Origin of the sequence: Weissella thailandensis (genome assembly GCF_001932615.1) — a bacterium.
Lineage (GTDB): Bacteria > Bacillota > Bacilli > Lactobacillales > Lactobacillaceae > Weissella > Weissella thailandensis.
The window spans coordinates 278,439-292,008 of the sequence record NZ_CP014332.1; the positions used below are offsets into that span (position 1 = coordinate 278,439).

Sequence of the window (13,570 nt, forward strand, 5' to 3'; positions counted from 1 at the left end):
CTTACGAAGCAGTCAACCAATTACTAAATTGGCTGACTGCTTTTTTGTTGATTTTTTTAATTAGGAGAATAGTTATGCCACAGCAAGTTGAATTAAAACGATCAATGGGTATTTGGTCAGGATTATCGTTAGTTGTTGGAACAGTTATTGGTTCAGGAATCTTTTTTAAACAAGCTGGCGTATTACAAACGGCTGGTTCGTCAACTTTAGGAATATTGGCTTGGTTAACTGGCGGTATTATTACTTTAGCAGCAGGCTTAACGATTGCAGAAATTGGTGCTCGTTTACCCAGGACTGGCGGCTTGTATAGTTATATTGAGTCATTATATGGTCCAGTTGCTGGTTTTTTGACTGGTTGGATGCAGGTAGTTATTTATGCACCAGCCGTGATTGCATCAATTGCTGGATATGCAGCCTTTTTGACGGCTAATTTTCTTGGGTTACCCACAAGCTCGGCAACTTGGATTGCCGTACTCTATGTTGCTTTTATTGCCGGTATTAACCTCTTTGAAAATCGAGTGGCTGCTAGTTTTCAAGTGATTACAACATCGATCAAATTAATTCCAATTGCGATTTTAATTATTTATGGTCTTTTCTTTGGGAAGGTTAACGCATTAGGACAAACTGTTTCAGACACTGTTTCTCATGGTGGCGGATTTGGTATGGCGATTTTAGCAACTTTGTTTGCCTATGATGGTTGGATTTTACTAGCGAATATCGCTGGTGAATTGAAGAATCCACGCCGCGATTTACCTCGGTCGATTGTTGGCGGAGTGAGTTTAATTGTGGTTGCTTACGTCGGCGTTTCCTTTGGGGTGTATCATGCTTTACCATCTGACCAAATTGTGGCCTTACAAAATAATGCGACATTTGCGGTGGTCCGCACAGCTTTTGGTGACTTTGGTGGCCGTGCATTAAGCATCACGATTATTATTTCTATGCTTGGTACGCTCAATGGTAAAATGATTTCCTTTCCAAGAATGGCTTATGCCATGGCACTGGATGGTTTATTCCCAAAATATTTATCTAAATTAACACCTAAAACGCAAGAGCCAACTAATGCGATTTTGACGGTCTCGTTAATGACGATTACTTTAGCAGTTTTGTACACTAATGGTGTGGATCGTTTATCAGATATTGCAATCTTTACTATTTGGATTTTTTACACGGCAGCCTTCTTTGGTGTCTTTATTTTACGTCACAAAAAACTAGATAAAGATGTTGATCCAGCAACCTTATTTAAAACGCCATTGTTCCCAGCGACACCATTGGTGGCAATTATTGGCGCATTATTTGTGATTGGTTCAACTATTATGAATGATTTTTCAGGAGCGGTCATTTCAATTGCCTTAGTACTGGTTGGATTACCTGTCTTTTACTATTACCATCATAAACGCGAACAACCGTAATATCAGTATATTGTCACTCGCTATAAAACGCGGTACACTGGCTCTATTAGATTTTGATTAGAGGTAGTGCGATATGACGTGGGTAAGACAAGCAAAGCAGTATGAGGCAGCTTTGATTAATGATTTAAATCAAATTGTTCGAATTCCGTCTGTATTGGATCCAAAAACGCAAACAACACAAACACCTTTTGGGATTGATATGATTCGTGCGTTATCCAAAATGGAGGAATTAGCTAATCGAGACGGTTTTCGTTATGGACGAGTTGATAATATGATGACATGGATTGAATTTGGACCAGCCGATGCGCCAGAGTCGTTGGGTATTTTAACGCATATTGATGTGGTTCCAGCAGGTGATGGTTGGCTCCGTCAGCCATTCAATCCGGAAGTTTTAGATGGTTTATATTTTGGGCGTGGTGCTGCAGATATGAAGGCCGACTTGATGTCAGCATATTATGCATTGAAGATGCTTGCTGATCAAGGTCGCATTTTGAAGCGCAAGGTACGTTTGATTATTGGTACTGATGAAGAAAATGGGTGGCGTGATATGCCACGTTATCTAGCACAAGAGGGTGAACCAACAATGGGCTTTTCACCGGACGGGGCTTTTGCGGTCGTCAATGGTGAGAAAGCTTTTCAAACCGTACAACTACGTTTTCCAAGTATTTCAGAAGGTCCCTATATTTTGGAACGATTTATATCAGGTAATCGGGCGAATGTTGTTCCTGGTGAAGCGAAAGCTAGAATTAACGTGCCACAGGGGATGCTGATTGCGGCCGACTTCGCTGATTTTTTGGAACAATATCCTTTCTTAGAAGGAAATGTACAACAAGTTAATGAGACGGTTCGGTTAACGTTGTTTGGTGTGCAAGCTCATGGGGCGTACCCAGCTGACGGTAAAAATGCCGGCACATATTTGGCTCATTTTTTACAGCAATATCCGTTTGGTGGCGATGCACAAGCCTTTTTGAACTTCTTGGGGACAACCATTCACCAAGATATTTATGCTAAGAACCTGGGATTAGCTTATCGTGATCAAGAGATGGGTGCTTTAACGTTGAATATTGGTGTGATGCGTTACAGCCATCGTGGTCAGGGAAGTATATTGCTTAACTTCCGTTATCCACAAGGGGTTAACCTGCAAGCCATTATTACCCAAGTCCAGCGACATATGGGTGAATTAGCGGCTGAGGTCACTAATGTGCAAGCTGGTATGCCACCACACTTAGTCGCAACTGATGATGAATTAGTAAGCACCTTGTCTGAGGTTTATGCGGCACAAACTGGCCAATATTTACCGCCACGGACATCTAATGGTGGTTCATATGCGCGGTTATTGAAAAGAGGCGTTGCCTTTGGTGGTCAATTCCCTGATGTGAAGGTAACTAGCCATCAAGCCAATGAATTTACACCAGTGGCTAATTTAACGCGATCGATGGCGATTTTTGCAGAATCGATTTGGCGTTTGTGTCAGTAAAAAATAATTTGATAAATGGCGTTTTGAGCCGGTTGTCACGTATTGGATGCGACATACTGAATTCAAAACGCTTTTTTCTTGCACGTTCATTTGCATATTAATGACAATGTAAAAAAGTTAGCTGATAACTGGTAGAATAATAGTAATAACTAGTGATATTGGAGGCAACACATGGCGTTAGAATTATTATTTGGTCGCTCAAGCGCTGACCATGAATTGGCATTATTACAGCGCATACAACAGGTTTTAGCGGCAGATAAACAAGCACAAGTATTTTATATTGTCCCAAATCATATCAAATTTGAAACAGAAATAAATGTTTTAACCAGGCTGGCAACATTAGAAGGACACCATGGTGCGGCTATTTCAGTGCCTAATGTTTCAGTCTTTTCATTAAGCCGTTTAGCCTGGTACTACATGCAAAATGATCCCATTTATCAACAGGCAAACTTGTCGCAAAATGGGCTCACGATGTTGGTCCAGACACTCCTACAACAGCATCAAGATGAATTGCAATTATATGGTAATTTATTGACTAAGCAGGGATTCATTGGCCAATTTACGACCCAATTATTAGAGCTAAAACAGTCCGGCTTAGCATGGGACGATGTCACAGCAATGGCCGATGGGCTGACAAATCAAGAGACGTTGCAGATGAAACTGCATGACTTAGCGACCATTGGCCGTTCGTTAGAAACTGAATTGACCCAGCGTGGCCAGTATTTAAGTAGTGATTTATTATTGGCCTTGAAAGTTTATTTAGCAACGGAAAAAACAGATATTTCACATCATTACTTCTTTATTAATGATTATTCGCAAATGACATCGCCTGAACGTGGCCTAGTCGAAGCATTAATTACGTATGCCGGTGGGGTAACGATTGCATTACCGGCAGATGATGGTTCGGCTAGTTTGACCGAATCAGCCATTTCTGAAAATGATTTGTTTTATCGGCCCAAACAACTTGGTCGGCAACTACGGGATGCGGCTGTTACACATCAAGTACCAGTTGTCGCAAATACGATTGCAACCCAACGTCAGATGAGTGCGGGGATGTTGGCTGTTGAAGATTTCTGGATAAAGTATGAGCAGCAGGGAATCGTGCGTGAACAATACGATGCCCAGGGAGGTCTTGAAATTTGGCAGACCCATACGCGTTATCAAGAAGTAGAACAGATGGCGCGTTTGATTCGGCAGGAAGTCGCTACCGGTAAACATCGGTACCGTGATTACTTATTAATGACGCGTGACTTGGGGCAGTATGAAAATATTGTGCCAGCGGTTTTTGCCCGTTATGACATCCCTATGTTTATGGACTTAGATCGGCCCATGTCAGCCCACCCGTTAGTCGCTTTTTTGGATAAATTACTCCATTTGGCACCGACATATACGATTACAGATGTCATGAGTTTTTTAAAAACGGAGTTGTTGATACCAGCAGACGTTTCATTGGCGGATTATCGTGAAGCACTTGCGGAAACTGAGAACTATGTGTTGGCCAAAAACATTGCTGGTTGGCAATGGACGGATAAAACGCCCTGGCAATATGATCGCCAAGCATTGACCAGTGATGATGAAGTAACTCGTGAACGGGTTGCGGGTAAAGATGCGCAATTGGCAATGATTCATGACCAAATTAGTCAAGTGGTTGCCCCGTTTTTGCATCAACTACAACATGCACAAACTGCCCGTGAAATGGCTCGTGAATTATATCAGTTTATAACGCAAATCGGTGTCCAAAAACGATTGCTTGATTGGCGTGATCAGGCGATTGCCCAAGGAGATTTGTGGGCTGCACAACAACCCGAACAAGTTTGGCGAGTATTTATTGGTATTTTGGATGATTTTGTTCAAGTATTTGATACAGCGGAAATGACCTTAGAAACGTTGCAAGATGTTTTTAAAGCCGCTTTTGATAGTGCGAATTATGCTGGTGTGCCATCCACGATGGACCAAGTGCATATTTCTGAAAGCGGAATCGTGCAACGAACTGGCTATGAAACGGTTATTGTATTCGGGGCGACGAATCATAATTTACCAGCCGTTACGCGAATTAAAGCAATCCTACATGATGGTGACCGGGCAGTTTTGCAACCAGCATTGCCTGATAATGTTTTTTTGAAAGAGACTTCGGAACAACAAATGGCCCAAGAATCATTGTTGATGTATCGTGCAATGATGGTTGCTGATCAACGGTTGATATGGACATATGCCACAAGCGATGGGGATGGGGCGCAACAACCATCTACCTATGTCACACGTATGCAAAAGCAATTTAAGTTGGATCCAATTCAATTTGATGCCTTGCCTGATCCAATGAGTAACCAGGTTGCTAATTATGTCGGTACACCCACGAGTACGATTGCCCAAATTGTGATTGCCAATCGGCAGGCTAAGCAATCTGGGACCGCGGATAATGATTTAAGTAGTGCCTGGCGTAACTTGATGCAACAGGTACAACAATTGGCACCACATCAATTACAACGATTATTAGGTAGTTTGCATTATCAAAACGAACCAGAAAAGCTACAACCAGCATTGGTCAATAAACTCTTTGGCCATGATTTAAAAGCATCGATTTCACGTTTGGAAAGTTATTCACGTAATCCGTATGAATTCTTCTTACAATATGGTTTGAGGCTACAAGAACGACAAGTTTTGCAGTTAACACCAGCTGAAAAGGGAACTTTGATGCATGCTATGTTGGAACAAGTTTTCCAAGTGTTAATTACTAACGAACAAGTACTCGGTGCATTGACTGATGACCAACTGCGTAAATTAGAACAAGATATTTTACAAGGGCTTTTGACCAGTGATGATCCAACATATGATATTTTCAATAGTTCATCACGGATGCAGTTTTTGACTCAACGGCTGGCGATGCAGGTTCATGAAACCATGACGAGTATGAAACGTGGTCAACTGCTTGACGGTGGTATTCACACAATTGGTGTTGAAGCCGGTTTCGGGTTGCCGCAAAGTAATCTAAAACCAGTTGCGTATGAGATTCCGTTTGGACACGTTAAAGTTCGTGGTAAAGTTGATCGTTATGATTTGGTTGAAACCACTGCCGGTAATTTTTTGACCATTGTCGATTACAAATCAAGCAAACGCGTGTTTGATTATAGTAAAGCTTATGCCGGGTTAGAATTACAATTAATGACCTATTGGACAGCTATGCTAATGAACAAAGATATCTTACCGGATAGTGAGATGGGGGGCGCGCTATTTTGGACACTCCAGAATCCATGGATCAGCATGAGTGATTTGACAGGAGATTCCTTACAACAATTGCAGTCAGCCGCTGATAAACAAGCGATTGATCAAGGTCGTTATCGGGGAATCTTACGCACAAACGAGGATTATATTACACGGCTAGAAAGCACGCCTGATATTGTGGCTCCTTATGCAATTGACCGGAAAAAAGATTCATCGTTTAAGAAGAGTGCTGATGTTGTTTCGGACAGTACCTTAGAGACGTTGTTGCAGTTTAACGAATACAAAATTAAAGATATTGCTGAGCAAATTATAGATGGGGCCTTTCCGTTATATCCATTCCGTGATGGTGCTGCCAATACCGGGTTGATGTATTCACCGTATAAACCAATTATGATGTTTGATGCCATGATGGGAAATCGGTATAACAACCTACAAAAGTTATCAGTCAGTGCGACGTTAGAAGCGATGACGCGTTTTATTCAGAATTATCATCAGGAACCAGAGGAGGGTCAAAAATAATGAAATTTACTGATTCTCAATCAGCAGCCATCGAGACAAAAGGTCGTAATGTGTTGGTATCAGCATCAGCCGGCTCAGGGAAAACGCGTGTCTTGGTTGAGCGTGTGATGCGTCGCTTATTGGCTGGTGAAAATGTTAATGAGTTTTTGATTGTGACGTTTACCGAAGCAGCGGCAAGCGAAATGAAAGAACGTTTAGAAGGAGAAATCCGTGCCAAGCTTATTGAGAGTACTGGTGACCAACGACAACATCTTTTGAAGCAATTGCGGCTGTTGAATATCGCTAATATCTCAACATTACATGCTTTTGCGCTACGCCTAATTGAACAGTATCATTACACGATTGATTTGGATCCACAGTTTCGACTGATGGACGATGCAGAACGCACCTTAGTGATGCTCGAAGTCTACAATACGTTGTTAGAAGAACAATATGCTCATGATGAACAGCAGACCTTTGCGACCTTCGCTGCGCAATTTACGACGAGCAGTACAGATGATAAATCTTTGCAGGAAGCAACTTTTTCTTTATATGATTTTGCGACTGCCCGTCCTGACACGATTGATTGGTTGAATCATCTATCGGATTTATATCAGGTAGGGTCAGCAGATTTCACAACTAGCCAGTTTTATCAAGAGCAGTTAAAACCACAAATTTTACAAGAATTACAAGGCATTGTTGTTAAGGCATCCGGGTTGGTTGCACAAGGACCCGATACAATGGATGCAGCCCCGGCGGTGAATCGTTTATTGAATTTGCAAGCAGATGAAACGACCTATCAACGGGCTTTGCAAGTTGTCCAAAGTGAAACCAGTGATTGGGACACTATCCGACAAACATTACGACAGTCGGAGCTGATGGGATGGGGCCTTGATGAACAAGGTAAACGTAAAAATTTCACGAAGAAACATGATCCGGCGTTGAAAGCAGCTTGGGATAAAGTCAAAGATGAACGTGAAGCATTAAAGAAGCGCTTTACGACCTTATTGGAAAAGTATTTTGTACTCGACCAAGCGGGGTTGTCATTAGCCATTGCAGGGGCTGGGTCTGTGATTACACGTTTGGTTCAGTTAACAAAAGATTTTAGTGATGACTTTTTGGCTGAAAAATTACGCCGTAAAGTGTTGGATTTTAACGATTTAGAGCATTTTGCTTTGCAGATCGTTAGCCAAGAAAAAGTGAAAACAGAATTACGGACACACTATACTGAAATCATGGTCGATGAGTATCAGGATACGAATCAATTGCAGGAGGCGATTCTGCATGAAATTACTGCGGGTGATAATTTATTCCAAGTTGGTGATATTAAGCAATCTATTTATAAGTTCCGTCAAGCGGACCCAACATTATTTGCGGGTAAATTAGCAACTTATCCAGCTGATTCAACAAGTGCCGTCATTACGTTGCAGGAAAATTTCCGCTCACAGCCTAACGTGACGAATTTTATTAACTATATCTTTGCGCAAGCGATGAGTCGTTCATTGGGTGATATTGAGTATACTGGTGAAGCTGAATTGGTTGCTGGTGCAACGTATTATCCAGAGGAGTTGCCCAAAAAAGCAGAACTTTTGCTTTATTTAGATGATGCTAGTTCAGAAGACTTGGATGCAGATACAGAAAGTAACAAGGAAGTTGAGCCAGCAACTTCTGAGGCCCCTTATACAAAGGCGACGGGGCAGATTAGGTTAACAGCATTAAAAATTCAAGAATTGGTGCAATCAAAGTTTGAAATTTATGATCGGTCTGCTGAAACGAAGCGACCAATCAACTATGGTGATATTACGATCTTGGTGCCAACGAAGAGCCAAAACTTAGATGTCTTAGATATCTTTCGTGAAATGGGCATACCAATCATGATTGATGGGACGGAAAATTATTTTCAGACAACTGAAATATCAGTGATTATGAGTTTCCTACAAGTGATTGATAATCCACATCAGGATATTCCGTTGGCAGCTGTATTACGTTCACCGCTATATAGCATTGCTGAGAATGGCCTGGCATTGATTCGCGCACAAACGCCAGATGAAGATTTTTATACGGCTGTTAAGCAATTAGCAAGTATTGAAACGCGTGTTGATGTTCCTGGTATTTCTGCTGAATTGGTAACAAAAACACAAGCACAAGTCCAACGCTTCTTAGCTGATTTAGCAGTATTTCGTGATTTGGCCGTGCAAAACCAAATTGTGACGTTGTTGTGGGCAATTTATAACCGAACTGGGTGGCTGGATTATGTTGGTGGGCTGCCTTCAGGTGCGCAGCGACAAGCCAATCTGCATGCACTGTATGAGCGTGCAGCTGCCTATCAAAAGAGTAGTTTTGTGGGGTTATATCAATTTATTAACTATGTGACTCAGTTACAGAATCAAGATAAAGACTTAGGTGAAGCCGATGCAAATGTGGCCCAAAATAGTGTGTCATTGATGACGATTCATCATTCCAAGGGATTAGAATTCCCGGTTGTCTTTCTATTAAATGCGACTCGTACAATGATTAGTCAACGAGAGACACAAGGCAGTATTATTCTTGATGCCCAGGCTGGTGGTGGGATGAATTATATTGATTTACCGCATCATCTGAAATTAAGTACCCCACAGCATGAGTATATTGCACAAGTAAAACGCCAAAATGCATATGCTGAACAATTGCGAGTGTTGTATGTGGCCCTAACCCGTGCCGAGCAACAATTATTTATAGTTGGTGCTTATGATGGTGTTGATAAGTTATGGCAAACTTGGCAGCAGAGTGCTGGGGTAACGGAGTGGATGTTGCCAGATACGATTCGCCTTGCTGGAAAATCATTCATGGATTTGATTGGGATGACGTTGATTCGCCATCCCCAAGCGCCAGAACGTATGGCACCGTTGCACGCTTATGATGAGCATGACATAATGCAGTTTGATGATATCCGAGCCAAAGCGCCTAAAAATGCTTTTGAATATGACGTGGAAGCTGTGAATACACAAGATTTAGTGACACGAGTGGCAAACTACCAACCAATGGTTGATGAAGAACCAGATACGGGGGATGTCGCACAAACGGTAACTGAAAATACCGATTGGCAGCCGGTTCTTCAATTTCAGTATCCTTACGAAACGGCAACACGCGCGACTGCCTATCAGTCGGTGTCCGAAATCAAACGATTATTTGAAGATCCTGACTTAACCGAGGGACGTCAGTTGGTTGATCGCCGGTTGGTGACGGATGATTTGGCGGGACTACGGCTGACTGATGAAGAGTTACCGGCGCCGGATTTCATGCAGGAATCGGCGACACGCTTGTCTTCAGCTGCCATTGGAACGGCGACGCATTTGGTAATGCAACGGCTAGATTTAACAGGCGGTCTGCCAACATTGGCAACAATCAAGGCGCTTATCCAAGAACTAGTTGCTGAACAATTAATTGACGATAAAATTGCGCCGTTAATTTCGGTTGATAAAATCGTACGGTTCTTTACTGATTCACCACTTGGTAAACAAATGGTCCGACATGCTGATACGTTACAACGAGAAGTACCATTTTCACTGTTGTTAGATGCAAAGCGGTTATACCGCGCGTTTGATGGTGACGATAAGGTGTTAGTACACGGGATTATTGATGGGTATTTCCAAGTGGATGATGAAATTTGGTTGTTTGATTATAAAACAGATCACGTTTCACAGAAGTCGGCGACAGATGTTTTGACTAAGCGATATGCTGGACAATTAAACATCTATGCACAAGCGCTAGTTGCGATGGGCCTACCGATGCCTAAACGATTTATTTATGCCATTAATGCCGAAAAATTAATTCGGTTGTAATGCGGTTATGTTGTAAAAATTAAACATAAAAGAGGTTGGGACAATTGTTTTGTCCCAACCTCTTTGTGCTAATAATGCATTAATTATAAGGCTGTAAATTTTATAGCATAAACGCGTTCCAAAAGCCTGAAGCCTCAATGTAATGTCATTTACGCCATTCCTGTCCACGGCCAAAAATGGCGAAAACAACATTACACACTGGATTCAAAGCGGCTTTTGTCTCGCTCTCCTTACTTTTTTAGATGACGTATATTCAATATTAATGTCAAAGCGACGAAGAACATCATCAGAATAAAGACGGATGCAAAGAGTGACTTGTATGAGCCACCATCGATCAATAAACCACCATAAAGTGGGCCGATCGCACGTCCTAAGGAAACGAACATAGTCAACAATCCTTGAGCATGACCTTTTGCAGTAGGATCACTTAATTTGTCGACCCAAGCAGGAATCTGTGGGCTAGCAAAAATTTCTCCAATAGTTAAGATAACAAAACTAACGATGAACATGGGATATGTTTTTGCTTGAATCAATACTAGGAATGATAACGCAAATAAAGTTGAGCCACCTAAAACAGTTAGGCGTAATGGTAAACGGTCAATAATTCGATTTAGTAATCCTTGGCCAAAAATAATGATGATACCATTTAAGGTCCACAAGAATGAATAATCTTTGGTTGTCATACCAAGATCGGTCATATGCGTTGCGATGACGGTTTCCCATAACATGTATGACATATAGAAGGCGAAAGCTAATCCTAAAATGGCATAGATGATAGTAGGTGTTTTGAAGGTGCTTTTTGCGGCTCGAGCGGCTGCTTGTGCGCTTTGTTTTGCCAACCCTTTAATATTAAAGTATTTGATGACAAGTATAAAAAATACGGTGTACATGATAGCGGCACTACCAAATACGTATTGAACACCGTAATCAAATAGGAAACCGACGATTGCAGTACCGGCAACCACACCAACGTTCATAAAGAGGTATTGGAAATTGAACACCTTTCTCGTATCTATGGATTGGATGGTGGTTGCGTAGGCATTTACTAAAGTGTAAATAAGACCATCTGCAAAACCAATTAATAACATAAATAGCGCGAAAACTGGCCAACTGTGCCAAAAAGTTAGCATGATTAGAATCGCTAGGGCGACGCCGACTGAGAGGGTCATGGCTTTATACGGACTCCAGCGATCAAAGAGGCGCCCACCTAACCAATTACCGAACATCATGGTTACCGAAAGCCCCATCACAACGACTCCTGATATAGTCATACTTTGATGTAAGACATTATGCATATAGAGTGTCGTGATTGGCCAAATCAGTGAAGCGCCTGTGGATTGGAAAAACGTTGTAATGTATAAAATGATGGCTTTAATTTCGACGTGCTGTGGTTTGTGCACATCGCCGTCTGGTGACGACTGACTTATCATAAATCCTCCATGAATGTGTGAACTGATATAAATGAAATTTGTGATACGATATCATTTTAAGATACCCCTTATATGTGGTATTATGCACCTAAAAAGTGTGTCTATTTGTTTTGACTCCTAGAAAAGTTTAGCATAATCTGTGGGAATTGGTATACTTAATGAAGATGAGTTTCAAATCTAGATAGAATTATTGGGGAATAAAAAATGGCGATTAAGAAACCAGAATATATTTTAGCAATTGATCAAGGAACAACCGGCACGCGAGCGATTGTTTTCAATCATAATGCCCGGCGTGTGACATCGGTTGCTATTCCAATGACGCCAGTGATCCCAAGGACTGGTTGGCTAGAACAGCGGCCGTTAGATATTTGGCATGCAACTCAGACAGCAGTTGCTGATGCGTTAATCAATGCCGGTATTCGGGGGGATGAGATTAAGGCGTTGGGAATCGCAAACCAACGTGAAACAACGATTATATGGCATCGTCAAACGGGGCAGCCGATTTATAATGCAATTAGCTGGTCATCAACACAATCACAGGATATTGCTCAAAGTATTGCTGATGATGCTGAAAAGACGGAATTGATTCGTCAAAAAACCGGTCTGCCAGTTAGTGCGTACTTCTCAGCAACCAAAATTCGCTGGATTTTGGATAATGTGCCTGGTGCTCAGGCAGCAGCCGAAAATGGAGATTTGGTTTTTGGAACGGTTGATACCTGGTTAACGTGGCAACTGACCGATGGTGCGGTTCATGCAACTGATGCGACGAATGCTGCCCGGACAATGTTGTACAACATTCATACACAAGAATGGGATGATGAATTATTAGAGATATTCAACATTCCATTAAGTATGCTACCCGAGGTCCATAACAGTAGTGAAGTGATTGGTCGCACGAGTCCTATGTCGTTCTTCGGTGGGCAAGTCCCAATTGCTAGTGTTATTGGTGATCAAAATGCTTCGATGGTCGGTCAACTGGCACTTGAAAAGGGTATGGTCAAAAATACGTATGGTGCTGGAGCATTTATGATTATGAATACTGGTAATGAACCGGTGATGTCTAATAATCGTCTAGTTACGACCATTGCTTATAAAATCGATGATCAACCTGTCTACGCCTTAGAAGGATCTATTTTTTCAGCTGGAACAGCTATTCAATGGTTACATGATCGCTTAGGAATGATTGAAACGCAATTAGATGCCTGGTCATTAGCTGAAGAATCAGACAACCATAATGAAATTTATGTGATTCCCGCATTTAATGGGTTGGGAGCACCATATTGGGATCCGAATGCACGTGGAACCGTCTTTGGTATGACACGGGGTACAAGTAAAGCTGATTTTGTAAAGGCAACTTTGCAATCGATTGCTTATCAAACTGCGGATATTTTATCAACCATGAAGAAAGACTCGGGCTATGAATTAGCGACAATGAAAGCGGATGGTTCTGTTTCACGTAATCCATACTTAATGCAATTTCAGTCGGACATTGCTCATGTTGACATTGAACGTTCCTTAGATGAGGACGCTACGCCACTTGGGGCAGCCTTTTTGGCTGGTATTGCAGTTGGTTACTGGCAGGATCTATCGGACTTACAACACTATGTCCAAGCTGGTCGTCAATTTAAGCCAAACTTGGCTGAAGAGCAACGCCAGCACTTACGTCAAGGTTGGCGTAATGCAATCAAGGCGACTCGATTTTTTGGAGAAGTCTAA

General features: G+C 41.8%; 6 protein-coding genes. 5 read left to right on the top strand and 1 reads right to left on the bottom strand.

Annotated features, from left to right (window positions below; all coding sequences use genetic code 11):
* Positions 1-74 precede the first annotated feature (74 nt).
* The 4 genes from FOL01_RS01460 to addA all read left to right on the top strand — a co-directional run bounded on the left by FOL01_RS01460 (position 75) and on the right by addA (position 10,424).
* The gene (locus tag FOL01_RS01460; protein WP_075268968.1) at positions 75-1,409 is read left to right on the top strand and encodes an APC family permease; all 1,335 of its coding nucleotides are present in this window, start codon (positions 75-77) and stop codon (positions 1,407-1,409) included.
* Between the two features lie 73 nt (positions 1,410-1,482).
* Positions 1,483-2,886, top strand: coding sequence for a dipeptidase PepV (pepV, locus tag FOL01_RS01465; RefSeq protein WP_075268969.1), 1,404 nt, complete (start codon positions 1,483-1,485; stop codon positions 2,884-2,886).
* 171 nt (positions 2,887-3,057) lie between these two features.
* Positions 3,058-6,624 (top strand): PD-(D/E)XK nuclease family protein, encoded by a 3,567-nt coding sequence (locus FOL01_RS01470; RefSeq protein ID WP_075268970.1) that lies wholly within the window; start codon positions 3,058-3,060, stop codon positions 6,622-6,624.
* Positions 6,624-10,424 carry a helicase-exonuclease AddAB subunit AddA gene (gene addA, locus FOL01_RS01475; RefSeq protein ID WP_075268971.1) on the top strand — a complete coding sequence of 1,267 codons (3,801 nt, stop codon included), beginning with the start codon at positions 6,624-6,626 and terminating at the stop codon, positions 10,422-10,424. The genes FOL01_RS01470 and addA overlap by 1 nt, the downstream gene beginning before the upstream one ends.
* Before the next feature lie 230 nt (positions 10,425-10,654).
* Here addA and FOL01_RS01485 read toward each other — a convergent pair whose 3' ends face one another.
* Entirely contained in the window at positions 10,655-11,854 is a 1,200-nt protein-coding gene (locus FOL01_RS01485) for an MDR family MFS transporter (RefSeq protein ID WP_075268973.1), read from the bottom strand.
* Positions 11,855-12,058: 204 nt separating this feature from the next.
* On the opposite strand from FOL01_RS01485, the gene glpK reads away from it, so the two are divergent.
* Positions 12,059-13,570 carry a glycerol kinase GlpK gene (glpK, locus tag FOL01_RS01490; protein ID WP_075268974.1) on the top strand — a complete coding sequence of 504 codons (1,512 nt, stop codon included), beginning with the start codon at positions 12,059-12,061 and terminating at the stop codon, positions 13,568-13,570.